This is a genomic window from Pseudarthrobacter sp. NBSH8 (genome assembly GCF_014217545.1).
Taxonomy (GTDB): Bacteria; Actinomycetota; Actinomycetes; order Actinomycetales; family Micrococcaceae; genus Arthrobacter.
Map to the genome: position 1 here is coordinate 619,306 of NZ_CP043178.1, position 25,641 is coordinate 644,946.

Here is a 25,641-nt window from a genome sequence, read left to right on the forward strand (position 1 = left end):
AACCCCTAGGGCAGGACCGGCTGGCACGCCGGGCAGAAGTAGATGTCCCGTCCTTCTTCGCCGTTGGGTTTGCCCAGCACGCGGCGGCGGATGGGGGTCCGGCACTTCATGCACGGCTGGTGTTCCCGCCCGTAAACCCAGTAGCCCGGACGGCCCGCCATCCGCCCGACGGGCATGCCGCGCGGATTAAGGATGGTCACCCGGCGTCCCGGGCCCAGGTTGGCTTCGAGCAGCTTCTTGGCATCCGTCATCAGGGTCCTGAGATCGGGGACAGCGGAGACCGGAGTCGCCGGGTGCGCACCGGACAAAAAGCAGGCTTCGCAGCGGTAGATGTTGCCGATTCCCGCCAGGTTGCGCTGGTCCAGCAGGGCGACGCCGACGGGTACGTCGGGTGCCGCGCGGATCCGCCGCTCTGCTTCAGCCGGGTCCCAGTCCGGACCCAACAGGTCCGGCCCCAGGTGACCCACGATGGTGTCCTCGTCCGCGGTGCGGACCACTTCCACGATGCCCAGGGAAAATCCGACGGCGTCAGCAGCTGCCGTGCGCAGGACGCACCGGGCGGTGAATCCCGGCTTCCGCCAGCGTCCGCCGGGCGGATAGACCTGCCAGGTGCCTTCCATTTTCAGGTGCGAGTGGATAGTGAGTTTCCGTTCCTCCCGTCCGTGCCCGTCCGGTCCCACCACGCGCATCAGGAGGTGCTTGCCCCGCGGGACCACCTCTTCCACCGTCCAGCCCACCAGGTTCAGCGTGGCGAACCTCGGCACGCGGAAGTCTGATGCCGTGAGCGTCTGCCCCGCCAGGGCCTTGTGCAGTTCGGCGGCGGCCCGCCAGACGGAGTCGCCCTCAGGCACGGATCCTCAGACCTTTGGGTGTGGAGTAGGCCCCGGCGGCGGCGAGCGCGGCCGCCACGGGGGTGTCCAGGATGCCGTGGCCGTTGACTTTTTCCATGATCAACTTGTCCACCGCGCCCCGGGTGACCACACCCACCAGGGCCGCCCCGGCGGCGGACAGCACGGCCGCGTCCTCGCTGAAGGCCAGCAGGGTCTTGCCGCCGCGTTCCACGTAGAGGACCAGGGCGCCGTCCACCATGACCACCAGCGCCCCTGCTTTCCGCCCTGGCCGGTGCCCGGTTCCGGCCTCCACGTTGAGTGCCGGCCACGGCAGCGCCGCGCCATAGGGGTTGGCGGGATCCGTGGCTGCAAGGGCCAGCGCCATTGGTTCGGGCTTGGCCAGCTGGGTGTCCTCGGAATAGGAGCGCAGCCGGTCCACGGTTGCGGGGACGGCGAACTGCGCGGCCCCAAGATGCTCGATGAAGTACCCGCGGCGGCAGCGTCCAGCCTCTTCCAGCCGAGCCAGGACCTTGTACATCAGGCCGAACCCGCCGAGGATCTGCTCCGCCATGACCGATCCCCGGGTCACCACGCCATACCGGTCCAACAACAGTTCAGCCGTGGCACGGGCGTGCATGGTGGCGTCGAGTTCGGGCGAGGGCAGGGCAGACCAACGCCCCGCAGCCAGCGGGGGTGTGGCCACTATGCCCGACAACGAGCCATACCGTCCGCCGCCCACTGCGGGGGAACCCAGCTCAGAGGAGCCCGTTCCGGGCGATCCCAGGAGGCCTGTGCCGTGCGAGCGGCCGAGCCTGCTCAGCCTGGGGGCACGGGCGCGGGGCGAGCGGGCCACTTGGCGGTGCGCCGTGTGGCCTCCCGCGATGAGGGCGCGGACCGGGGCGAACGTGTCGCCGGTGATGCGGCCCGCCCAGGCCAGATCCCAGAGCGCGGACATCACTTCCTGGTCGCTGAGCACCGAGTCCATGCCACCGGCCACGTCCTTCAGCTGGCGGAAGAAATAGCCGCCGCCGTTGTTCCTCAGATGGTCAAGCAGGCGCTGCTGCGCGTCCCCGGGGTCGTATTCAACGGCGGGATTCAGCGTCAGCTCGGCGGAATCGGCCAAGTGCAGGCTGACCCAGCCGTCGTTTCCAGGCAGTGCTCCCGCGCCGGACCAGAGGAGCTCACCGGCGGCCATGAGCTCGTCGAGCATGGCGGGCTGGTAGTTGGAAACCCGGCTGGCCAGGACCAGCGGTTCCCATGCGGAAGCAGGCACCGGCACGCCGGAAAGCTGGTCAATCGCGGTGACAATTCCGTCCAGCCCCCGCAGGGATGGCTGCCCGCGACCCACGCCGGGAGTGCGGACGTGCTGCCAGGCCGGCAGGAAACGCCCGTAAGCGGCAGCGTCCACGGGTTCCACCTCGGCGCGCAGGGCTGCGAGCGAACGACGCCGGAGCTTGCGGAGAACTTCGGCGTCGCACCATTCGCTGGTGGCGGGAGCAGGTAGATGCGTCTGCGGGGATTCTGTCGGGAGCGGCTGGGCTGTTTGGACATCCTCAACCGGTGTTTCGTCCGATCGCCCATAGCTGGCCGCCTGTTCCGGCGGGGCGGCGTGCGGCCGGAACTCGCCTTCCACCACCCGGCCATCCGCGGCGAGCCGTTTCAGTGCAGTACCGACCACGGCGACGCCAAGCCCCAGCCGGGCCGCGGCTTCCGCCGACGTGAAGGGTCCGTGCGTGCGGGCGTACCGGGAGACAAGGTCGCCCAAAGGGTCTGCCACAGGTTCGATGAAGGCCAGGGGAACGCCCATGGGCAGCGGAACACCGATGGCATCACGGAGCCGGGCAGCATCCTCGCCGGCGGCGAAGCACTCGGCCCCGCCGATGTTCACTTTGATGGCCCGGTTGGCCCGCAGCAGTGCGGTCAGGTGCGTCGTGGCCAGAGGAATGTCGGCATGCGGGGTTTCGATGGATTCAACCGCCAGGTCGACCTCCGGGATTTCGACTGGCTCAACCACCGGCGATGGCTCAATCATGGGCGCTGCCTCCAGGCGTGCGGCGACTTCTTCCGGGGTCAGCGGACCCAGCAACCTGAGAAGGTCGGCCACGCCTTCCATGCCGCGGGCCCGGCGCTCCGGCGCAAGGCGCTGGAGTTCAAGTTCGGTGGCTTCAATGACCTTCGCATCCAGCAGCTCGCGGAGCTCAACGCGGCCGAGCAGTTCGTTCAGGAGCGTCGAGTCGAGGGCCAGGGCTGCGGCCCGGCGCTCGGCCAGGGGCGAGTCCCCTTCATACAGGAATTGGGCCACGTAGCCGAACAGCAGGGACTTGGCGAACGGCGACGGCTGCTGCGTGGTGGTCTGCACGATCCTGAGTTCGCGGCGTTCCACCGACGCTGCAATGTCCTTGAGGGCCGGAAGATCGTAAACGTCTTGGAGGCATTCGCGGACAGTCTCCAGCACGATGGGAAACGTGGGATATTTCCGCGCGACATCAAGCAGCTGGGCGGACCGCTGGCGCTGCTGCCACAGCGGCTGCCGCTTGCCGGGGGTCTGCCGGGGAAGCAGCAGGGCACGAGCGGCACACTCCCGGAAACGCGAGGCAAAAAGCGCGCTGCCGCCCACTTCTGCGGTGACTATCTGCTCCAGCTCATCGGGGTCAAACAGGAAGAGTTCGGCGCCGGGAGGCTCGTCCTCCATCATGGGGACCCGTAGCACGATGCCGTCGTCCGCCGCCATGGCCGACCCGTCCAGGCCGTACCGCTGGTGCAGGCGCTGCCCGACGGCGAGTGCCCAGGGAGCGTGCACCGGCATCCCGAACGGGCTGTGCAGGATCACCCGCCAGTCGCCCAGCTCGTCGTGAAAGCGCTCCACCACCAGCGTGGTGTCGCAGGGGACAACCTCGGTGGCCAGCTTCTGTGCACTGAGGTACTGGATCAGGTTGTTGGCGGCGTATTCATCCAGTCCGCTGGCTTTGCAGCGTTCGGTGGCAGGGCCGACGTCGGACGCGGAAAGTTCACGCACGAAGGAGCCCAGCGCGCGGCCCAGGTCAACCGGCCGTCCCAGCGAGTCACCTTTCCAGAAGGGAAGCTTGCCCGGCTGGCCGAACGCGGGCGAGACCAGGACTCGGTCGTGGGTGATGTCCTCGATCTTCCAGCTGGTGGCGCCCAGTGCAAAAATGTCACCCACCCGGGACTCGTAGACCATCTCCTCGTCCAGTTCGCCCACGCGGCGGCCGCCCTTCGCGGGCGACGCGGCGGGTTTGCCGTCCCCTCCCGGCGCACCGGAGCCTTCCACCTCGGTGCCGATGATGTATACACCGAAGAGGCCGCGGTCCGGGATGGTGCCGCCGGACGTTACAGCCAGCCGTTGGGCGCCGGGCCTGCCTTCGATGGTGCCGGCGTTCCTGTCCCAGATGATCCGGGGCCGCAGTTCGGCGAATTCATCGGACGGGTAACGGCCGGCCAGCAGGTCAAGGGTTGCCTCGTAGGCGGACCGGGGGAGGGATGCGAACGGGGCTGACCGCCGGACAATGGCGAACCATTCCTCCACATCAATGCTGCCCAGGGCGGTGGCCGCGACGGTCTGCTGGGCCAGGATGTCCAACGGATTGGCCGGGACAAAGAGCCGCTCGATCTTCCCCTCGAGCATCCGCTCCACGGTGATGGCCGTGTGCACCAGGTCTGCCCGGTGCTTGGGAAACAGCACGCCCTGGGAAATTTCCCCCACCTGGTGCCCGGCGCGGCCCACACGTTGAAGACCGCTGGCTACCGACGGCGGTGATTCCACCTGCACCACGAGGTCCACGGCGCCCATGTCGATGCCAAGCTCCAGGGACGAAGTGGCCACAACGCAACGCAGGCGGCCGGACTTGAGGTCGTCCTCGATGAGTGCCCGCTGGTCCTTGGAAACGGAGCCGTGGTGGGCGCGGGCCAGCAACGGATCGGCTCCCGCCGTGCTGCCGGCCTGCGCCATCATGTGGGCCGGTGTGGCGGTGGACGCAGGAGTGGAGGAGGGTGCGAAGGCAGAACTGAATGCAGGGGGGCCGGGCGGAAGCCCGGGGTCTGCAGCACCTGCGTCAGGTGGGTCCCAGCCCCCGCCGACGGCGATCAGCTGGCGTTCGGCGTAAATCTCGTTGAGGCGGGCGGTGAGCCGCTCCGCAAGCCGGCGCGAGTTGGCGAAAACGATCGTGGACTGGTTGGCCAGCACCAGGTCAACAATCTTCTCCTCCACATGGGGCCAGATCGAGGCCTGAGGCTGCAGCCCTGACGCGGGACCGGAATCGAAGGCGCCCGCGGCCCCCGGGAGATCGGACATGTCCTCCACCGGGACAGATACGGTGAGGTCCCAGTTCTTTCGCGACGGCGGGGCCACGATTTCCACCGGAGCGGAACCGGCCAGGAACTGGGCCACCAACTCGCGCGGCTCCACAGTGGCAGAGAGCCCGATCCTCTGGGCGGGTTTGGGCAGCAGCGCATCCAGGCGTTCCAGGGAGACCGCCAGGTGCGCGCCACGCTTGGTTCCGGCGACAGCATGGACCTCGTCGACGATGATGGTGTCCACCTCCGTGAGGGTTTCGCGCGCCCTGGAGGTAAGCATGAGGAACAGCGATTCCGGCGTGGTGATGAGGATGTCCGGTGGGTTGCTGAGCAGCGCCCGGCGGTCCGCCGTCGTGGTGTCCCCGGACCTGACCCCCACCGTGATCAGGGGTGCCGGGAGCCCCAGCCGCTTGGCCGTCTGGGTGATCCCGATCAGGGGCGAGCGGAGGTTGCGTTCCACGTCCACGCCGAGGGCTTTCAGCGGCGAGATGTACAGGACCCGGGTCTTCCGTTTAAGCGGCCGGGCGCGCCTTCCTTTGGCCGGCGCTTTGCCTGTCCCCTTGCCGGTACCACGGACCGCCCCCTCGACCGTTCCATGGGCCGGCGCAGCATCCAGGCCGGGCAATTCAGGGACGGGCAATTCCGGATCAGCGGCCGGCGCCTCAAGGAGCAGGCGATCCAAGGCCCAGAGGAACGCCGCGAGCGTTTTGCCCGACCCGGTGGGCGCCACCACCAGGGCGTGCGAGCCGGACGAAATGGCGTTCCAGGCGCCGGTCTGGGCGGGGGTAGGCTCCGCAAAGGCGCCCAGGAACCAATCCCGCGTGGGCCGGCTGAAACGGCTCATGGCAGTCCTGGGAAGGGCGTCCGGCTCCGTTCCCGGCGGTGGGTGCTCCTGCATTCCTCCATCATGCCCTACCCCACCGACAGTATTGCCGGCCCCGCTGGAGGCGCGTATCAACCCTGCTCGAGCCTCGGAAGATCCCTGGTGGCGGGTCCTTCCAGGAGCTCGCCGTCGGGGCTGAAGCGCGAGCCGTGGAGCGGGCAGTCCCAGGTCAGTTCATTGTCGTTCCAGTGGACAATCCCGCCCAGATGGGTGCAGACGGCGGAGAGCCTGCACATGGTGCCGTCCACTGTGGAGACCGCCGCCGGCCGGGCGCCGTCGCGGTAAACCTTCGCGCCGCCGTCTGCCGGTACGGGACCTCCGGTGGGTGGGATTGTCGAAACGCCGCTTTCGGCAGCCTCAGCCCCCGACTTTCCAACCGCCAGTTTTCCCCAGTCAGTGGTGAGCCGCGCGGCCGCGCCTGCGTTTAGGGCGACGGCGGTGAGCCCGCCGCCGGGGGACGTCACACGGTGATGGATGGTGTTTGCCCAGCGGAGCCTGCCGCCGAGGATGTCCGCGGAAATGCCCAGGGCGGCGGCCACCGCGTTGGTCATGCCCCACTTGTTGTAACCGGTGCCGAAAAAGATGTGGCCCCGGCCCCGCGGCAGTCTGCCAAAGAAGGGCATGAGGTTGGTGGCCTGGTAGTCCTGGGCCGACCACGTGTGGGTGACTACAGCGCCCGGGAAGTGCCCGGTGGCCCAGTTCAGCAGACCAGACAGATGAGACTTTTCCGAGGCGGTCCGCCCCACCTGGTGCCCGTGCCCGCCCACCAGCAGGAACTGACGGCCGTCCGCTTCATGGTCCCTTAGCGAATGGGTGGGCTCCTCGGCTGACAGGTACATGCCGGGCGGCGCGGTGTCTCCGGCCGGCAGTTCAAGGGCGGCGGCGTAGGAGCGCAGAGGCTTGAGTTTGGTGAAGTAGAGCCCGCGGTCCAGAATGGGGATTCCGGTGGCCAAAACAACGTTGTTGGCGGTGACGGTGCCCTGGTCTGTGTGGACAGTTAGTGGTCCGCTCCCGGAGACATTCCGCAGCCGGGTCCCGCCCACGACGCTCCCGCCGCGGGCCCGGACGTCCCGCAGGAGCGCATCCAGGACGTCCATGGGGTTGACCTGGGCCTGATCGGTCAGCAGAAGGGCGCCTTGGATGGGGAAGGGGAGCCGTGCATCCTTCACGTACTCCACGTCCAGGCCGGCATTGGTCGCGGCGCTGAGGTCCTTAAGCAGGCGCTCGGTCCCCTGGTCGGTAGTGGCGAAGGTGTAGGCATCCCGGCGCTGGTACGGCACGCGGTGTTCGTCCAGGTAGCGGAGCAGCCATGACTGCCCTTCCCTGTTGGCCTCAACATAGGCGCCCACCTGCTTCTGCGCATACTGCCTGGCCAAGGCAGACAGCACGGTCCCCTGCAGCAAACTGACTTTCGCCGTGGTGTTTCCGGTGGTCACGGCCCCGGGGAATCTGGCCTCCAAGACCAGGACGCGCTGCCCCGACCTGGCCAGCAACAGCGCAGTGACCAGCCCCGTGAGCCCGGCCCCCGCCACCACGGTGTCGTAGCTGCTGCCTGCCTCGAACGGGTCAGAACTGAATGATTGCCCGCGGTCCAACCAGAGCGATTTCATGGAAGCTAAGTGTACTTATCGTTGACGCTGGGGCCCATAGCCCTGGAACGGGAATGTGGCGTAGTTGACGCCGGATGTGATGCAAGATACAGTCTTACCAAGTTATACGAATAACTAACAAAGCAAACTGGCCCGAGGAGGTGCCCATCATGGCTGGATCGCGGCCAAAGTCAGGACCGACAATGCACGACGTCGCTGCTGCCGCCGGCGTTTCACAGGCCACCGTGTCACTGGTGCTGAATTCAGCCTCCGGGTCGCGTTTCTCCGAGGATACGCGCAGGCGTGTTCGGGACGCCGTGAACCGGCTCGGCTACCGCACGAACGCCCACGCTAAAGTCCTACGCGAAGGCGTGGCCGGCATGATCGGGTTCATTGGCGATTCCGTGGCCACTACCCCTTTCGCGGGCGCCATCATCGAAGGCGCCCAGCAGCGGGCCTGGGAGGATGGACTCCTCCTGCTCTCGGTAAACACTGGTGGTGATAAGCAGCTCGAGGCCGCATCCTTGGACACCATGCTTTCTTATAAGGTCGCTGGCGTGGTCTACGCCGCCATGTATCACCGGCGGCTGGAAGTTCCGGAGGCGTTGGCGGATGTCAGGTCCGTGGTGCTGAATTCGCAGGATCGGGCCGGTCTCGTCCCCAGCGTCGCCCCGGACGAGGTCAAAGGCGGGTATGTGGCCACCAGCCGGCTGCTCGAGGCGGGCCACACCAGGGTGGGGATGATTAATATCGAAACCCTCGAAAGCGGCCTTCCTGCCGCTGTTGGCCGCTATGAGGGCTACTGCGCTGCACTTGAAGAAGCAGGGCTGGACGTTGATCCGTCGCTGGTCCGTTTCGGCAAAGGCGGTGAGGAAGACGGCTACAAGTACACGCTGGAACTTATGACCTCCAGCAACCCGCCTACCGCGATTTTCTGCGCGAACGACCGTGGCGCCTGGGGCGCCTATCAAGCCGTCTCGGACCTGCACCTCTCAATCCCCGGAGACGTATCGATCGTGGGATTTGATAATCAGGCCACTCTGGCGCCGTTTCTTCGCCCGGGATTGACCACTTTTGAATTGCCGTTCGTCGCCATGGGCCGGCGCGCGGTTGACCTGATCCTCCAGGACGCGAAACCCGATGGCCGGGTCGAGCTGATGGACTGCCCTTTGATTGAACGGAATTCCGTGACCCACCCTAAGGAGATGCCATGAGCCGCACCATCCCGGCCCGACGCGGCCGTCCTGCTGCGGCGCCGTTGCCGCAACGAAAAATTTCTCTTTCGCTCCGAATGAAGAGAATTTCCCGCGCCTGGCAGTTATACGTATTACTAGCCCCGGCGCTCGTCTACATTCTGGTCTTCAAGTACTGGCCGATGTACGGCGTGCAGATCGCGTTCAAGAACTACAACCCGGTGGACGGGTTCTCGGACAGCCCCTGGGTGGGCCTGACCCACTTCATCAGGTTCGTCAACTCCTACCAGTTCGGCCAGGTGGTCGGTAACACCTTGTGGATTGCCGTCCTTGGCCTGTTGCTGGCGTTCCCGGTTCCAATCGTCCTGGCTTTGCTGGTCAACCAGCTCCAGAGCGAGAGGTTCAAGAAGTTCACCCAGACCGTGCTGTATTCGCCCGCGTTCATCTCCACAGTGGTGGTGGTCGGCATTATGTTCGTGGTTCTGTCCCCGAGGTCTGGGCTGGTGAACAACGCCATCCAACTGGGCGGCGGGGAGCCGATCTTCTTTATGGGTTCGGCGGAGTGGTTCCGCCCGATCTATGTGATCTCGGATGTCTGGCAGAATGCCGGATTCTCGATGATTGTGTACCTCGCGGCACTGGCGGCCATCGACCCGGCACTGCACGACGCGGCCAAGGTGGACGGTGCTTCCAAGCTCCAGCGCATCCGGCACATTGATCTCCCGGGCATCATGCCGGTGGTGACGATCCTGTTCATCCTGGCCATCGGCAACCTGCTCAACGTCGGCTTCGAGAAGGCACTGCTGATGCAGACGCCTCTGAATGTCTCGACCTCGGAGATCATTCAGACCTACGTCTACCACGCGGGTCTGCAGCAGGCGCAGTTCAGCTATTCGGCCGCCATTGGCCTGTTCAATTCCCTCCTCAACCTGGCGCTGCTGCTCTTCTTCAACACGGTGGCGCGCCGGGCCAATCAAGCGACCCTGTGGTGATGCCGAAATGTCTCTGACAACCAACCCCCGCACTACCGAGAACCCGAACCGGACCGTCATCCAGGTCCGCCCCAAGCGGACCCTGCGCGAAAGATACGGCGACCGCGCCTTCAGCATCGCCGCCACAGCTGTCCTGCTGCTGTCCATCCTGGCCGTGGTGTACCCGCTGTACTTCATCGTCATCGCCTCCATCAGCGACCCGAATGCCGTTTACGAAGGCAAAGTCTGGCTCTTCCCCTCCGGAGTCACCACTGAAGGCTACGAACGGATCTTCGCCGACCGCCGGATCTGGAACGGCCTGGGCAACACCGTCATCTATACCGTGCTAGGCACCGCCGTCAGCGTCAGCACCATCCTGTGCGGCGCCTACGCACTGTCCCGCAAGGACATGCCCGGCCGGAAGATCCTGATGCTCCTGTTCGTGATCACCATGTTCTTCGACGGCGGACTCATCACCAAGTACCTGGTGGTCCGCGACCTCGGCATGCTGGACACCGTCTGGGCAGTGGTCCTGCCGGGAGCCGTGGGGGTGTGGAACCTCATCATCGCCAGGTCCTTCTTCGAACACACCATTCCGAACGAGCTACGCGAAGCCGCCCAGATGGACGGAGCAACCGACTTCAAATTCTTTTTCAAAATGGTGCTCCCACTGTCCAAACCGCTGATCATGCTGATGGTCATGATCCACGTCGTGGCCCAGTGGAACTCGTTCTTTGACGCACTGATCTTCCTCAATGACGACTCCAAGTACCCGTTGCAGCTCGTCCTGCGCAACATACTCATCCAGTCAGACGTCTCATCCGCCGGAACCACCGGCGGGGACATTGCATCCTATGCCGCTGCGCAACGGATCGCAGAGCTCACCAAGTACGCCATGATCGTTGTCTCGAGCCTGCCACTCATGATTGCCCTGCCATTCATGCAGAAGCACTTCACCAAGGGCGCCATGATCGGCGCCGTCAAATAGCTTCTCCCCGCATCGACCACCCGGGCAACCGCCACGGGTCGGCAAAGCACCTCAGAATAGGAATGACCATGGCACTCAGCCGTAAATACTCCGCCCTTGGCGCCGTCCTGGCCGGAACATTGATGTTGACCGCCTGCTCCGGCGGCGGTTCAGGCACTGCGGAGATCAAAGACGCCTCCGCGGACTTCGGCTTCCAGGAAACAGGCTTCCCCATTGTCAGCAAGCAGCTCGAACTGACGTTCTCCGGGACCAAGACCGCACTGGCCCCGGACTACAACACCATGACCGTGGTGAAAAACTGGGAAAAGGACACCAACGTCCACATCAACTGGGAAAACCTGCCCGAAACGGTCTTCCAGGAAAAGAAGAACCTCATCCTGGCCAGCGGTGACCTGCCCGACGCGTTCTTCAACACAGGCCTGACCGACGCCGAGATCGCCACCTACTCCGCCAGCGGCACTCTGATCCCGCTCGAAGGGCTCATCGAGAAGAACGCAATGAACCTTTCCAAGCTGCTCTCGGACCGGCCCGACATCAAGGCCGCCATTACCTCCTCGGACGGGCACATCTACTCCCTGCCCTCCGTCGAGGAACTCGGCCTGGTCCAGTTCCCCAACGAACTCGCCATCAATACGTCGTGGTTGAAAAAGCTGAACATCCCGATGCCAACGACCATCGATGAGTTCCACGACGCGCTGCTTGCCTTCAAGACCCAGGACGCTTCCGGGACCGGTAAGACCATCCCGCTGAGCTTCAGGCCTGGGGGCTGGACCGGCGACATCGTTGACCTGATCGCCGCCCTCGGCGGAGTGCCGGACAATATGGACCACCGCATCGTCCAGGATGACAAAGTCATCTTCACCGCCACCCAGGACGGCTACAAGAAGGCACTCGCTACCCTGCACGAGTGGTACCGGGAGGGCCTGATCGATCCCGAGGCCTTCTCACAGGATGACAAGGCCTACCTGGCCAAGGGGAAAGCCGCCACGGAAAACCTCGGCTCATTTGTTTGGTGGGAAATCCCCGAGATGGTGGGCGCCGACCGCGCCAGCGACTACGCGCTTGTGCCTGTGCTTAAAGGCGTCGACGGCAAGCGCATTGCCAGCCAGTCCAACAACCAGGAAATCGCCCGGGGCGCCTTCGCCATCACCCGGACCAACAAATACCCCGCCGCGACCATGCGCTGGGCAGACAACCTCTACGACCCCATCCAGTCCGCCCAGGCCAACTGGGGTCCCATTGGCGAAACCCTGCAAGAGGACGCAAGCGGCCTTCTGACCCAGATCCCCGCTCCGGCCGGAACCAGCGAAGGCGAACGCCGCCAGAAGGTCGCCCCGGGCGGACCCAAGGCCAATACCGCCGAGAACTTCAAAACTGTCGTCGCTCCCGAACCGCGCGCCGCCGAACGCCAGGAAATCGTCAACGAATTCTACAAGCCGTTCGCTGGCAACGACGGCTACCCCCCGGTCGCCCTCTCCAACGAAGAACTGCAGCAGATCAGCACCATCCAGACCGATATCACCTCCCTGGTCAAGCAGAACATGGCCAAGTGGATCGTCTCCGGCGGCATTGAGCAGGAATGGGACGGCTACGTCGCCCAGCTCGAAAACGTCGGCGTCGAGAAGATGATCGAGGTCTACCAGCAGGCCTACGACCGCTACAAGAGCAACTCCTAGCCCTACAAAAGGGGTGGGCCGGCTGAACCGGCCCACCCCAGCTTCAGAGAGCCCTGTGGACAAGGGTTCTCCACAGACCTGCACAGAAACGAGACCCCATCTCCATGACTGCCGCGACCGCCACCACGGCCGACACCTTCCGACCGGCCCTGCACTACGCCGCCCGGAACACCTGGCTTAATGACCCCAATGGGCTGATTTTTCACAACGGCGTCTACCACCTCTACTACCAGACCAACCCGCTGGATAACGTCTGGGGCAACATGTCCTGGGGACACGCCACCTCCCCGGACCTGACCACCTGGACCGAACACCCCGTCGCCATCGCCTGCGATGCCGACGAAGACATCTTCTCCGGCAGCATCGTCTTCGACCGGGACAACAGCAGCGGATTCGGCACCGGCTCGGCTCCGCCCCTGGTCGCCGTCTACACCAGCGCCTTCAAGCCAGGCTCCGCACATCCCGGCATCCAGGCCCAGTCCCTGGCCTACAGCCGCGACGGTGGCTACACCTGGACCAAACACACCGCCAACCCCGTCCTGAACCGCGGATCCGCCGAGTTCCGGGACCCCAAAGTCATAAAGTACGACGGCGGTGCCGGCAGCTACTGGGTCATGGTCGCCGTGGAAGCCAAGGACTTCCAGGTGGTGCTCTACAAGTCATACGACCTCAAGAACTGGGCGCTGCTGAGTACCTTCGGCCCGGCCAACGGCACCGGAGGCGTCTGGGAATGTCCCGATCTCTTCCCCCTCCCCGTCGACGGGGACCCGGACAACCTTCAGTGGGTCCTCACCGTTAACCTCAACCCCGGTGGCCCGAACAACGGCTCTGCCGGTCAGTACTTCGTCGGGGACTTCGACGGGACCACGTTCACCTCGGCCACAACCGTGACCGAAGGCCTCCAGGACCCGGACCGGCTGGGCGAATACCAGTGGCTGGACTGGGGCCGGGACTACTACGCCGCCGTCTCCTTCAGTGATGCCCCCGACAACCGCCGCCTCATGATCGCCTGGATGAACAACTGGGAATACGCCAACCAGATCCCCACCTCGCCTTGGCGCAGCCCCATGACGTTGGCCCGCGAAGTATCCCTCCGCACCATTGACGGAAAAGCTCGGCTGATTCAAGAGGCCGTAGGAGATTTTGCCTCGATTTCTGACCCGGCCCGGGCGTTCAGGCTTGCGCACGCGGAAATCGCCGACGGCACACACATCCTGGATGCTGCAGCGGGTAGCGTCCAACGCATCGAGCTCACCCTAAGGCCCGGAAGCGCCACGGAATTCGGGCTTGTGGTCCGCGGCGACGGCGACCAGGGAACCCGCATCGGCATCAGGCCCGTCGAAGGCACCCTCGTTGTTGACCGGCGCGATTCCGGGCAGTCAGGCTTCCACGAAATCTTCGCCTCCATCGACACCGCCCCGATCCGGGCTATCGACGGTGACTACACGCTAACCATCTTTGTGGACCGCTGCTCCGTTGAGGTCTTCGCCCAAGACGGCCAGGTCACCATGACCGAATTGATCTTCCCGGCACCCACCAGCACCGACCTCGCGGTCTACGCCCGGGGCGGTACGGCTACGGTCATCAACATGGACGTCATTCATTACGCCTGACCTGGGCAGCGGATCGAATCCTTCCCGCATTTTCAGGCGGGCTGGAAAGCTCCGACGCTCAGGAGGGCGATGTTCGCATTGCTGCACGCGCTGGTGGGCTGCGGCAGGAACAACGACGCTGTGTCTTCCGGCGGGTAGATGCGGTAACCGGCCGCGTCCGTCAGCGTGCAGTCGCTGTAATTCGCGGCCTGGGTGTAACGGAGGACGGCGGTTCCGGTCTGGTCCGGCGCGAGCAGGACGTCCGCTACGGGGGTGGTTTCGTCGCGGGTCGCCGCCGCGCCAATCGGTGCACCGTCGGCGCCGGCGGTCAGCGAAACCCCCGGGTAGCCCTTGAGCAGGCAGGGCGCCGTGCCCGTGTTCGTGAGGTTCAGTTTCATGTAGACGCTGCCCGCCGCGCCCCCGCCGGACGCATCCGTAGCAGCGGACAGTGTGGCCGCCTTGCAGAGCGCAGGACCGGTTGGGGTGGTGGGGGACGACGACGGCGACTGGGACGCGTCCGGAGACGTCGGCGTGCTGGACGGGCTCGCGGAGTTGGTACCCGGCACCGTCGTCCCCTGCGTCTGCGGCTGGCTCGGTCCGCAGGCGGTGAGCAACAGCGCCGCCGCCGCGACCGCCGTCGTAATAACAAACCCTTGTGAAATGCGCTGAGACGTCATGGCACCACCTTTGTTGCTGCTGTGACGGGAGTCAACGCTGCCACGGGCCCGCGGGAGGATTTGATGCCCGGATCGTGATCATCCGGGCATCAAATCCGGGGATGTTACGCGGCAGATTCCTGGCGGCGCTTTGAGTTGCTGCGTGCGAAGGCCACCCCGCCCAGCGCGAGTCCGCCCAACCCGGCAGCAAGCCCCGCCCAGCTGCGGGCGTCCGCACCGCTGTCGGTCACCGCAGCCACCTGCTCGGTGGTGTGGGCCGTGGAAGCAGCGGCGCCGTGGCCGTCCGCGCTGGCCGCCTCGGTGATGGTGATGGACGGGGCCGGTGCCTTGAGGGAGTGCGGGTCCTGTCCGTCCTTGGCGATCTCCGACCAGTCAGTCTGCCCGGTTTCGCACGACTGCAGCGTGGGGAAGTAAAGCGTGGAGCCGGCCGCGTCAGGCAGCTTGACCGAAAGCACCAGGGCATCACGCAGCTCGTGCTCCAGCGGGGCTTTGGCCGTGTACACAATCTGGCTGGTCCGCTTGGTGATGGACGTGCCGTCGGCCAGTTTCTTCGGCTCGGCGAGCTGTTCGGTTACCTTCTCCACAGTCCAGTTGAGGTTCACCGTTGGCTGGGCGTCGTTGAGTTCGGCCGGCAGGGTGATGGCCACTTTGGTGGTGTCGGACTCCTCGCAGCCGTGCTGGATTCCGAAGGTCAGCAGGGCGTAGGAATTGGCGTCAGTTTTGTTCGGGGTGACGCCGACGTGGGCCGACGCGCCTGCTGCTGCGGCCAGGATCAGGACAGCTGCGCCGCCGGTGGCTGTTGCGGCGGTGAGGGTACGGCGAAGGAAGGTGGTGGTCATGGGGTTGCCTTTCGGGCGCACGCCGCATGGGAGCGTGCGGAAGTACGGGTGGGGCCCGCGGCCTGCGGAAGTGCGGTGCGGGAGGGGTCAGGAAAGTACGACGGCGGAAGGCGGGCCGCGTCGGCTGTGTTGCCTGAGGTTCCGCCAGGGGCGGAGGGGGAGAACCGCCGGTGGGCCGGCCACCGCACTCGGCGTAGCGGCGTCGGGCGTTACCGCTTCCGGGAGCCGGACGAGGGGCTTCAGCCACGCGGCCAGAGTCCACAGCGCGGCCTCACCCTTGGCAAGCAGGAGGGCGCAGGCGGCGGTGGCGAGTGCGTGGGTCAGGAGCATCAGGATGCCCGTGGAGCCGGAATCATTGATGTGGCTGGCAGCTGCCATGACAGGCGCGGCGGCGCCGGAGAAGTGCACGTTATGGAGCCCGGCGGCAACAGTGCTCGCAGCCATACCTGAGGAACTGGAGGCCGTGAAGGCTTCGTGCAGGATCAACTGTCCCGCGCCGAGGACCGTGAGCATGGCCGGAAAATTCAGCCGCAGCCTCGTGGCCGTGGTGGCCGCCAGTACGGTCATCGCGAGCACGGCCAGCAGGATGCCTGGGGCGGGAAGGTCTCCGCCGCCGGCCACGTGGGCGCTGGCGGCAAGAGTCAGGACTCCCATGGAGAGGGACGCGGCGCGAAGGAAATGGAAGGGTGGCCGGGCGTGGTCAGAACGCACGGATCCTCCTTATTTCGGTCGCCGGTGACGGTGTTCAGTCGCGTTCTTCGGCGACGTTCAGATTCTACCGGCCTTTGGTCGGGCCACTGGCGTGTGCCGGGCCGTGCAGCGCGATTACATTGGATGGGAACTCTGTGGTGTCGGATGGCTCGTCCGCAAAGTTCAGGAAACCCATGGCCAGGTCGAGGCACTGGATGGCCACCGGGGGAACGCGGTAATCAGTCGCGGCCTCCACCAATCCCAGTTCGGCCAGCAGGGATAGTTTCTGCTGTGCCTCCAAGGCTGCAAACGATGCGTAGATCTCCTCAAGTGCCATGTCTTCGAGCTCGGTGTCCTCGGTGTCCGTGTCCTGAAGCAAGGCACCGTCAACGTCCGGCAACGCCATCCGTTCGAGTTCCGCCACAGGCATTGGTTCATCGGTAGTGCCATACGTGAGGACGGCCAGCAGCGTCCCGGCGACCGCTTCTTGGCCCCACCCCCGGTCCGGGTCTGTGAGCACGCCAACAAGGAGGACCACCGAAAGCATCCGGCGGATGTCCAGCCGTTCCTTGATCCGGGTGCTGTTCCAGGCGGCCACTTCCGGGCCGGGCATGGCCTTGGTGGATCCGAGCGTGATCAGGCCTGCCCCCACCAGGGCTGACCAGATCTCGCGGAGCACCGGTACGTCGTGCATGGTTCCGACTTCGAGCAGTGTTTCGGGCTGGCTCTTGGCAGTTGCCAGATCGAAAAGTGGCTCGGCTCCACTGGCGCCACGCTTCCCACGGGCGTGGACTCCTGCGGCTGCGGCGGCCGGTTCGATGTGTTTCAGGCGCAGCGCGCCCGTACTGGTGATTTCCCTGCCGGTTCCGACCCACTCCAGGAGGGCCGACGCACGCTGGATCAGCGGCATGGCATTGAACGCAGCCTCCTGGTGGTCGTCGCTGAGGTCAGGTACCTGGATAGCCGGCAGTTGCGGGACTGCCGCGGCGATACCGTTTCCCAACACTGAATGGAGTTCCTCATAGGCGGCATCCGTGCCGGTCCAGCGCCCGGTCCCGTTCAGGAAATGGATATACGAGTGAAGGGCGAAGTAGATGTCGTCGAAGGCCTCATCCATGTCGTCGGGGTCCAAGGACGCCGCAATTGCTCCGGCCGCCTGCTCCAGGCTTTCACTGTCGATAGCTGTGGCCGAACTCGAACCGTTGATGGCGTGCTGCGACGTGAGGAAGAGTTTGACCAGCTCAAGACACTCGAAGGCACCGGCAGGATCAGGGTCTTCCGTCGCGTGCCATTGAATGAAGTCATGAGCCATCGAATCAATCACCCGGTGGTTCAGGACCAGCTGCAGGGGCATCTTGGGGGCCGAGGGTACGGCCTTGAGGTGCCGCCGGTCCTTGTTTCTGTTCTTGGATTTGCCGGTCTTTTTTGTCAAGGATTGCCTCCGGTGTCAACGGGCGCTCGCCCCAGGTTCGCCGCTTGGGATAACCGCGGATGTATCGAGCTTACAAAATCGCGGTGCCGGCGAGCAGTTCGGCGAGGACGTCCGCGGCCGAGTCATGCCGGATCAGCGCTGCGGACTGCCCCGCCCAAAGCGACATGAGGTCCGTGTTTCCTTGGGCGGCTGCCTCCGGCCGGAAGCGGCCGGTGAGCCAGTTCTGCGCGGGGAACGGGGCTATTCTTCGCTCCGGGATTCCAGCCTCCGAGAGCCCAGCCTTTGCCACGGTGGCCTCTGAGAGTTCGGCGATGATGCGGTTGGGGATGCCGCGGGCAAGCCGTCCGCTGAGGGCACTTGTCAGCACGGTTTCCCGCGCGGCGGGGCTGTGGAGGACCGCCCGGTACGCAGGCACGGCCGCGGATTCCCGAGTGGCAAGGAACGCCGAGCCCACCTGGACCGCGTCGGCGCCAAGGGCCATGGCGGCTGCGTAACCGCGGCGGTCCGCGATTCCCCCGGCGGCGATGACCGGGATGGTGACGGCATCAGCCACCTGGGGAACCAGCGCAAAAGTTCCGATCAGGGACTCCTCGGCGGGCTTTAGGAACGAGACGCGGTGGCCGCCGGACTCCATGCCACTTGCGACCACGGCATCCACTCCACCGGCTTCCAGGGCAACGGCTTCCGCCACGGTGGTGGCGGTTCCCACCACGACTATGCCACTCCGGTGCGCCGCCTCGATCAGTTCCGGCGCGGGCACACCGAACACAAAGCTGACGACGGCGGGACCCGCCGCCAGTGTTGCCTCCACCTGCTCTTCGTACTCCGGCAGGTAGCGGTCCGGCATGTGCGGAAGGGGAAGGGCCAGTTCGTCGAAGTACGGCTTCAGGGTTTCCAGGTACTGGTCGAAGGCCGCCTGGGGGAGCGAGGTGGTTTCGTCGCCGGTAGGAATCCAGAGGTTGAGGGCGAACGGCTTCGCCGTTGCCTTCCTCAGCTCAGCCCCTGTGTTCCGGATGGCGTCGGCGCCATAACCGTAGAGGCCGTAGGAACCCAGCCCGCCGCCGTCGCTCACGGCTGCTGTCAGCTCCACGGAAGAGACCCCGCCGAAAGGGCCCAGCACCACCGGAACTTCCGTACCGAACAGGTCGGTGATGCGGTTTGGCCGGGCAGAGGTACGGTGCTCCGGCGTCATACGGCGGCTCCTGAAAGGTCAACGGTTTGGCTTCAGGGCCCAGTCTCGCAGGGATGGGCTCTGCTGCCCAACCTTTGGCCGGGGAGTCGGTCTGTTTCCGGGCCCGAGCAGTAGTGGCAGTCGTCGGGGCACGTATCGGTCACGTCTGGCTCCAGAGGAGTTCGAGGCAGTCGCTGACCCGGTCGCTGACCGGGAAGAGTCTGCGGCCGCCGAATAGCGCGATTCGTCGTCGAAGTCACGGTTCTTCCTTAATGATCGGGTGCCGGTCAGGCGTGCCGGTTCAATTCATCCAACCGAGGGGCCCAGGTCAGCTCAATGGAGGATGTGACCACGCTTGCCGCTCCCGTTTGTGCAGGCATCCAGTAGGGCCATGTACCGCGACATGGGACGGGTACTAGACTGCTGGCGTAAGTCGCCAACCACCTCAGGGAGCACACGATGAACTACTCAGGAACTGGCAACGAGAAAGCCACCCCGGCCAGCGAACTCAACAGGACCCATGTGGGTCAGACAGTCAGTTTTGAGCCGGACGAATTCACACTGGTGTTCGGAAAAATCGCGGCCATCGCGCGCAAGGAAGGCAGCGTGACCATCGCTTTGCAGGGCGTTGAAGGAAGTGGCGGCCTGCAGTCCAGCTACAGCCTCCCCGGCAGTCGGCACGTGTATTTGCAGCCGGACATGCTCACCAATACCGAATCCACCATCAAGGACCTCTTCGGCAAGGTCCAGGAGAACCTGCGCGGCGGGCACAAGGGCGATGACAGGACGGACAAGCTCTAGCTGGGGAACTGTCCGTCGGGTACAGCAAAGGTCCTTGCCTTCTAAGACGGGGAGGGCACAAATTGGGCTGGGCGTAGGGTGGAAGTTAGACGGAAGGAGCACTTCATGAAGAAAATCCTCATGGTACTGACCAGCGTTTCCGAGATCGGCGATACCGGAGAGAAGACCGGGTACAACGTGGCCGAGGCTGCACATCCTTGGAAAGTCTTCAAGGATTCCGGTCATTTCGTCGATTTTGCGTCCATCCAGGGCGGCCAGCCCCCGCGCGACGAGGCGGACCCAAAAGATTCCATCCAGGTTGCCTTCACGGAGGACGAGACCACGCGCGCCGGTCTCTACAACACTGCCCGCGTCGACGTCGTTGATCCCGACCAGTACGACGCCATCTTCCTCGTGGGAGGCCATGGCACCATGTGGGACTTCCCGGACAGCGAAGGCTTGCAGAACCTTGTAGCCGGTGTCTACAATTCCGGCGGCGTGGTGGGCGCTGTCTGTCACGGGCCGGCCGGACTGCTGAACGTTGAGTTGGCAAACGGCTTTCGGCTGGTCGAGGGCAGGAAGGTCGCTGCTTTCACCAACGACGAGGAAGTTGCCGCAGGAAAGGACAAGGTCATCCCGTTCTTTTTGGCCGACCGGCTTGAGGAACAGGGTGCCACCCACGTCTCCGCTGGTGTCTTTGAGGAAATGGTAGTGGTTGACGACCGGCTTGTGACGGGTCAGAACCCGGCCTCAGCCGCTGGCGTGGCCAAGGAGATGGAGAAGCTCCTGGCAGAGGTCATCCACCAGGAAAAAGCCGAGGAACAGCACGAGGCGGAGGCGCTGCGCGCCGAAAAAGACGCCGAGAAGAGCGCCAAGAAGGCTGCTGCGGCAGGCACCGAGCACTAACGCCCGCAGCGCACTGAAACTTGGAGGCCGCCCCGCCGACGGAGCGGCCTTCAACCGGCGTACACGCGCCGGCGACCGTACTGTCCAATCGCCGACCTGCTTCAGATTCCGCGCACCACGGCTTACGGCAACCTCAACAAATCAAGGTACCAAGTTTGAGGCAAAACAAGACCCCTGCCTCCCTTTGTTTATAAGGGAAGCAAGGGTCTTGCCAGTTGGCGGTGACGGTGGGATTTGAACCCACGTTGGCTTTGACACCAAACAACATTTCGAGTGTTGCACCTTCGGCCGCTCGGACACGTCACCAACCTGAATAGGTTACCGGAGCATACCGCCCATCCACAAAACGGCATATGTTCAGCCCCTCATGGCGAAGGGACACTTAGCGGAGCTCCAGTGTGAAGGGGCAATTGAGCCCCACTCTTCAGCTCGAACGGACAGTTGAGGGCCTCCAATGCAGCGCCCTCGAAGTGCTGCACGGTCAGGGGCCGCGGAAGGCCGCGGAGTTATCCACATAGCTCTTAAGCCTCGCGGTTATTGTCATACCCTCGCGGGATGATTTGGGTATGGATAGCAGAGCAGCTGTGGTGACGGCGGAGGCCCTTTCGGCGTCTTTCGCTGAGCTTGCTGCAGTGCTCCGTGAAGCTACCGAAGGCTCCGCTCCGTGTGCTGATCCGCTTCGCCGTAGAGCTGATATTGCCCTGAAGACCTTGACCGCCGTCGCCTGCGGGGAGGCGAAGCTGGCTGCCCTGAAGGTGCATGCGGCCGCCGTGTACGCCGCCGCTGCCGAGGCCCTGGCGGGCCCTGCGGCGTCGCCGCAGGACCACAGGGGCCAGGAGATGGCCGTGGTCGCTGAAGTCGCGTGCGTGCTGACGGTCAGTGAACGCAGTGCCGGTGCTCTGCTCGCTGAGGCGCACGCGCTGACCACGTCCCTGCCGCTGACGATGTCCGCGTTGCAGGCCGGGACGATCTCGTGGCAGCACGCGAGGATCATGGTCGACGAAACCACCAACCTCGACAGGCCGGGCGCGGCGGCGTTGGAGGCACATTTCCTGGACCCCCACGCGGTGAATCCGGCACGTGGCCCGGTCGGTGAGCTCATCCCCGGCCGGTTCCGGCACAAGGCCCGGACCTGGCGGGAACGCCATCACCCGGTCAGCATCGAAGAACGCCACCTACGTGGTGTCCAGGACCGGCGGGTGGAGTACGCCCCGGACCGCGACGGGATGGCCTGGCTCTCCGCCTACCTCCCCGCCGATCAGGCCGCGGGGATCTGGGACCGTACCACCACCGCAGCCCGGGCCCTCCAAGGCCCCCATGAGGACCGCACCCTCAGCCAGCTCCGCGCCGACACCGCCGCGACCTGGCTCCTGACCAACACCACCGCCGGAACCGGTGATGAGGGTAGGGAAAACAGCGGCAGCGTGTCCGGCGCAACGAGCGACCATGAGACCGGTGGCAGCGCTGTGGGTGATGGTGTTCCGTCGCCGCGGGCACAGGTCCTCATCACGGTCCCGGTCCTCGCGCTGCTGGGCCTCACGGATGAACCGGCCATGCTCGACGGATACGGCCCCATCCCACCGTCCATGGCCCGCCAACTGATCGCCGACGGTGCGGAGTCCTTCCACCGCGTCCTGACCGACCCGCGGGACGGTGCACCCCTGGAGATCGGGCGGACCAGCTACCGGCTCACAAAAGCCCAACGCCAATGGCTCAGACTGCGCGATGGCAAGTGCCCGTTTCCCGGCTGCAGCAACCACTCCCTCGACAACGAAGCAGACCACATCCTGGCATGGGCTAAGGGAGGCAGTACCGGGATCAGCAATCTCGGCCAGCCCTGCCACAAACACCACAGACTCCGCCACACCACAACCTGGACACCCACTGGCGCCACCAAAAATATCCCGCCCGGCTGGACATCACCCACCGGACGGCACTACACCAGCGAACAACCCGACTGGGAACCACCACACTGGCCACAACAACAGTCGGGAAAATGGTCAGCGCTGGCGCCCCGTGCAGATTGAGGAGTGCCCGAAGACGAAATTCCGGGCCAACCCGTGGGGGCGTTCCCTTTCCCGAACTTCATGGTGCTGACCTTCAGCTGCCCGACAATGAACCGCCCGACCACTCCCTGTTCGCGGAGGCTCTTCCCGACGGTCCGCTGCCCGAAGACCCCTACCGAACTGGGACTTCTCCCTCACTGCCCGCAGCAACGTCTGACCACCAACCCCAAAGAGAATGCAGGGTTAGGGCCGTGGCAGGGCTAACTCGCCGGCAGGGTTAGGGCTGGGCAAGGCTGAGCGGGCAGTACAGGACTGCCTCCCATCAACAGTGCGAACGGACAGCTACGGCCCCGATTTCAAGGCTCCAAGTGTCATCTCGCACGGAGTGGGTGTCGCGGAGAGCCCCCGCGGACTAGATTCATAAGCAAGATGACTAACTCAGGCAAAGAGGCACAAGCAACCGCGTACTGGACTACGGGGCCGAAACGGGGCGAGCTCCGGAACGAGGCTCTGCACGCCCCCGGGCCCGGCGAAGCTTTGGTCCGCACGCTGTATTCAGGCATCAGCAAGGGCACGGAAATTGTGGTCCACACCGGCTCCGTCCCACCACGCGTGGCCGAGGAGATGCGCGCGCCGCACCAAGAGGGCACCTTCCCGTCGCCCGTGAAGTTCGGGTATCTTTCGGTGGGCATTGTGGAGGAGGGGCCCGAAGACTGGGCGGGCCAGAAGGTCTTCTGCCTCAACCCACATCAGGACCGCTACGTCATTTCCACAGACGCCCTCACCAGGATTCCCGACGGCGTCCCGGCCCGCCGGGCCGTCCTCACAGGCACCGTGGAAACCGCCGTCAATGCCCTCTGGGAAGCCGGACCGAGGCTGGGGGACAGGATCGCTGTCGTCGGTGCCGGTCTGGTGGGCGGCATGGTGGCCACGCTCCTGCGCACGTTCCCGCTGGCACGCCTCCAACTGGTGGACCTTGACCCGGAACGTAGGCACCTGGCGGACAAGCTTGGCGTGGGGTTCGCCCACCCCGATGATGCCAAATCGGACTGCGACATTGTATTCCACTGCTCTGCGTCCCAGGAAGGCCTCGAACGCAGCCTGCAGCTGGCCGGCTATGAGGGGGAGATCATCGAGATGTCCTGGTACGCCAACCGCAAGGTCACGCTGCCGCTGGGTGAGGACTTTCATGCACGTAGGCTCTCCATCCGGGCCAGCCAGGTGGGAGTGGTTGCCCGTGCGCGGCGCCACCGCCGGACCACGGCCGAGCGCCTGGAACTGGCTGTTGAGCTCCTCAAAGACCCGGTCTTCGATGTTTTCCTCACCGGCGTCTCTCTCTTCACGGACCTCCCGGCAGTAGTCCAGAACCTGGCCGACGGTACCCTCCAAGCCCTGTGCCATGTAATCGAATACCCCAACGCTGACAGCCTTGGAGCGTACAACCCCGGGCACGACAGCCTCGCGGAAGCCAACCCCAAAGACAGGAAGTAGCCAGTGTTCAGCCTGACCGTCCGACGCCACTTTATGATCGCCCACAGTCTCCCGCGGGAGGTATTCGGCCCGGCCCAGGCCCTCCACGGGGCGACGTTCGTGGCGGAGGTGACGTTCCGCCGTCGTGCGCTGAACCAGGACTCGATCGTCCTGGACATCGGGGCTGCGGGCGGCATAATCGAGGACGTGCTGTCCGGCCTCAACTACAAAAACCTGGACGAACATCCGGACTTCGTGGACAGGCTCAGCACCACCGAGGCACTTGCCGAGTACATCGCCCACGCCGTCGCAGCCAGGCTCAAGGATGATGACGAGGGCCGCGGGCTCGCGGGAATCGACGTCACCTTGCGCGAAAATCCGGAGGCCTGGGCAACCTACGTATACGACCTGTCCGCCTGATCCCATGCTCGTCAGGTTCTTGGTCCCCGCCAACATCCGCCACAACTCCGGCGGCAATGTCTACAACGCGCGGCTCACCCAAGGCCTGAGAACGCTGGGCGTTTCTGTGGAGACTCTGGCGGTGGAGGGTTGCTGGCCGGAGGCCAGCGCCAGGGAACGGCGGCGGCTGGGCGGCCTGCTGGGCGCCTGGGACCCAAAGGTGGACTCACGGCAGACGGACGTCACTCCGGAAACGGTCACCCTCGTGGACGGGCTGGTTGCGTGCGGCGCCCCCGACGAACTGGAGTACGCCGCGGCTGCCGGACAACACGCCTGGGTCCTGCAGCACATGCCCTCGCCCAGCCACCCCGACAGCGAAGGGCGCGCGCTCCGGGCGGCTGCCGGAGTGATCTGCACGAGTTCGTCCGCCGCGGCCTCGGCGTCGGAAAAGCACGGGCTCCCAGCCAGCCGGGTTGCCCTGCCCGGGACGGACCCCGCACCGGTGGCGCCGGGTTCGGCCCCGCCGCACATCGTTGCGGTGGCAGCGCTGCTGCCCAACAAGGACCAGCTGCTGACCGTGGCGGCGCTGGCCAGGCTCCAGGACCTCGCCTGGACAGCGTCCCTGATAGGAACGGACGACGCCGACCCCGCCTATGCGGCACAGGTCCGGGCAGCCATTGCCTCCTCTGGAATGGAAGGCAGGGTGCGTGTGACCGGCCAGCTCGCCGGGACGGCCCTGGCGGACGAGTGGAACCAGACGGACCTGAGCCTTCTTGTGTCCCGGGCTGAAGCCTTTGGACTTGTGGTGACGGAATCGCTGGCCCACGGCATCCCTGTCATTGTGCGGGAGGGAACCGGTGCCGTGGACGCGTTGGGACTCGCCGGGAGAATCACCGGCAGACTTGCGGGAAAACCGGAGGGCGGGCGTGGTGGCGGGCTGAGTGGCGAACGTGGTGGCAGGACATATGCGGTGCCAGGTGCCGCCGTCGGACTCGTCGAAACAGTAGACAGCGGACGCGAAGACCACCGTGCGGACGTGCTCGGTTCCGTGATCCGGCAGTGGCTGATGGACGAATCTCTCCGCGCCGCCTGGCGTGCGGCGGCCCTCGCTGCACGGGAACAGCTGCCCGGCTGGGACTCCACGGCCCGGAACGTCCTGGAAATCCTCGGTGGATCTGCTGAAGTAGTGGCTGCCGAAGGGAAGCCTGTCGCCACGGGCACGGCCGGTGGACAATAAG

At 65.2% G+C, this 25,641-nt stretch carries 19 protein-coding genes and 1 tRNA gene; 11 read left to right on the top strand and 9 right to left on the bottom strand.

Annotated elements, in window-relative coordinates:
* Positions 1–5 precede the first annotated feature (5 nt).
* The 3 genes from FYJ92_RS02910 to FYJ92_RS02920 are packed head-to-tail and all read right to left on the bottom strand — an operon-like array spanning position 6 to position 7,634.
* Complete coding sequence (locus tag FYJ92_RS02910) at positions 6–851, bottom strand: Fpg/Nei family DNA glycosylase (protein WP_185262528.1); 846 nt, start codon at positions 849–851, stop codon at positions 6–8.
* Complete coding sequence (locus tag FYJ92_RS02915; RefSeq protein ID WP_185262529.1) at positions 844–6,039, bottom strand: DNA glycosylase AlkZ-like family protein; 5,196 nt, start codon at positions 6,037–6,039, stop codon at positions 844–846. The genes FYJ92_RS02910 and FYJ92_RS02915 overlap by 8 nt, the downstream gene beginning before the upstream one ends.
* Before the next feature lie 56 nt (positions 6,040–6,095).
* Entirely contained in the window at positions 6,096–7,634 is a 1,539-nt protein-coding gene (locus FYJ92_RS02920) for an FAD-dependent oxidoreductase (RefSeq protein WP_185262530.1), read from the bottom strand.
* 182 nt (positions 7,635–7,816) lie between these two features.
* On the opposite strand from FYJ92_RS02920, the gene FYJ92_RS02925 reads away from it, so the two are divergent.
* The 5 genes from FYJ92_RS02925 (at position 7,817) to FYJ92_RS02945 (ending at position 14,054) form a co-directional block, all read left to right on the top strand.
* The gene (locus tag FYJ92_RS02925; RefSeq protein ID WP_185262531.1) at positions 7,817–8,827 is read left to right on the top strand and encodes a LacI family DNA-binding transcriptional regulator; all 1,011 of its coding nucleotides are present in this window, start codon (positions 7,817–7,819) and stop codon (positions 8,825–8,827) included.
* Entirely contained in the window at positions 8,824–9,798 is a 975-nt protein-coding gene (locus tag FYJ92_RS02930) for a sugar ABC transporter permease (protein WP_185262532.1), read from the top strand. Before FYJ92_RS02925 ends, FYJ92_RS02930 begins: the two co-directional genes overlap by 4 nt.
* 7 nt (positions 9,799–9,805) lie before the next feature.
* Positions 9,806–10,765 (top strand): carbohydrate ABC transporter permease, encoded by a 960-nt coding sequence (locus FYJ92_RS02935; RefSeq protein ID WP_185262533.1) that lies wholly within the window; start codon positions 9,806–9,808, stop codon positions 10,763–10,765.
* Between the two features lie 68 nt (positions 10,766–10,833).
* Positions 10,834–12,441, top strand: a complete 1,608-nt coding sequence (locus FYJ92_RS02940) for an ABC transporter substrate-binding protein (RefSeq protein WP_185262534.1) — start codon at positions 10,834–10,836, stop codon at positions 12,439–12,441.
* A 104-nt stretch (positions 12,442–12,545) separates the two neighbouring features.
* The gene (locus tag FYJ92_RS02945) at positions 12,546–14,054 is read left to right on the top strand and encodes a glycoside hydrolase family 32 protein (RefSeq protein ID WP_185262535.1); all 1,509 of its coding nucleotides are present in this window, start codon (positions 12,546–12,548) and stop codon (positions 14,052–14,054) included.
* Positions 14,055–14,086: 32 nt separating this feature from the next.
* Here the strand turns inward: FYJ92_RS02945 and FYJ92_RS02950 are convergent, their stop codons facing one another.
* The 5 genes from FYJ92_RS02950 to FYJ92_RS02970 form a co-directional block, all read right to left on the bottom strand.
* Complete coding sequence (locus FYJ92_RS02950) at positions 14,087–14,710, bottom strand: DUF4232 domain-containing protein (protein ID WP_185262536.1); 624 nt, start codon at positions 14,708–14,710, stop codon at positions 14,087–14,089.
* 104 nt (positions 14,711–14,814) lie between these two features.
* Positions 14,815–15,549: a YcnI family protein gene (locus FYJ92_RS02955; RefSeq protein ID WP_185262537.1), complete on the bottom strand. Its 735-nt coding sequence runs from the start codon at positions 15,547–15,549 to the stop codon at positions 14,815–14,817.
* 87 nt (positions 15,550–15,636) lie between these two features.
* Positions 15,637–16,260, bottom strand: coding sequence for a hypothetical protein (locus FYJ92_RS02960; RefSeq protein WP_255482274.1), 624 nt, complete (start codon positions 16,258–16,260; stop codon positions 15,637–15,639).
* A gap of 64 nt (positions 16,261–16,324) precedes the next feature.
* Complete coding sequence (locus tag FYJ92_RS02965; RefSeq protein ID WP_185262538.1) at positions 16,325–17,671, bottom strand: hypothetical protein; 1,347 nt, start codon at positions 17,669–17,671, stop codon at positions 16,325–16,327.
* Positions 17,672–17,741: 70 nt separating this feature from the next.
* Positions 17,742–18,863 carry a nitronate monooxygenase family protein gene (locus FYJ92_RS02970; RefSeq protein ID WP_185262539.1) on the bottom strand — a complete coding sequence of 374 codons (1,122 nt, stop codon included), beginning with the start codon at positions 18,861–18,863 and terminating at the stop codon, positions 17,742–17,744.
* A 438-nt stretch (positions 18,864–19,301) separates the two neighbouring features.
* Here FYJ92_RS02970 and FYJ92_RS02975 point away from each other — a divergent pair, with 438 nt between their 5' ends.
* Together FYJ92_RS02975 and FYJ92_RS02980 are read left to right on the top strand one after the other, a co-directional pair.
* Positions 19,302–19,643 (top strand): hypothetical protein, encoded by a 342-nt coding sequence (locus FYJ92_RS02975; protein WP_185262540.1) that lies wholly within the window; start codon positions 19,302–19,304, stop codon positions 19,641–19,643.
* Positions 19,644–19,748: 105 nt separating this feature from the next.
* Positions 19,749–20,528 (top strand): type 1 glutamine amidotransferase domain-containing protein, encoded by a 780-nt coding sequence (locus tag FYJ92_RS02980; protein WP_185262541.1) that lies wholly within the window; start codon positions 19,749–19,751, stop codon positions 20,526–20,528.
* 216 nt (positions 20,529–20,744) lie between these two features.
* On the opposite strand, the gene FYJ92_RS02985 is transcribed toward FYJ92_RS02980, so the two are convergent.
* Positions 20,745–20,834: transfer RNA gene (locus FYJ92_RS02985), tRNA-Ser, on the bottom strand.
* A 260-nt stretch (positions 20,835–21,094) separates the two neighbouring features.
* Between FYJ92_RS02985 and FYJ92_RS02990 the strand changes: the two genes are divergently transcribed.
* The 4 genes from FYJ92_RS02990 (at position 21,095) to FYJ92_RS03005 (ending at position 25,640) form a co-directional block, all read left to right on the top strand.
* The gene (locus FYJ92_RS02990) at positions 21,095–22,555 is read left to right on the top strand and encodes an HNH endonuclease signature motif containing protein (RefSeq protein ID WP_185262542.1); all 1,461 of its coding nucleotides are present in this window, start codon (positions 21,095–21,097) and stop codon (positions 22,553–22,555) included.
* Positions 22,556–22,963: 408 nt separating this feature from the next.
* The gene (locus FYJ92_RS02995; RefSeq protein WP_255482275.1) at positions 22,964–24,025 is read left to right on the top strand and encodes a zinc-binding alcohol dehydrogenase; all 1,062 of its coding nucleotides are present in this window, start codon (positions 22,964–22,966) and stop codon (positions 24,023–24,025) included.
* 3 nt (positions 24,026–24,028) lie between these two features.
* Positions 24,029–24,424 (top strand): 6-carboxytetrahydropterin synthase, encoded by a 396-nt coding sequence (locus FYJ92_RS03000; protein WP_185262543.1) that lies wholly within the window; start codon positions 24,029–24,031, stop codon positions 24,422–24,424.
* Positions 24,425–24,428: 4 nt separating this feature from the next.
* Positions 24,429–25,640, top strand: a complete 1,212-nt coding sequence (locus FYJ92_RS03005) for a glycosyltransferase (protein ID WP_185262544.1) — start codon at positions 24,429–24,431, stop codon at positions 25,638–25,640.
* The last annotated feature ends 1 nt before the right edge of the window (position 25,641 follow it).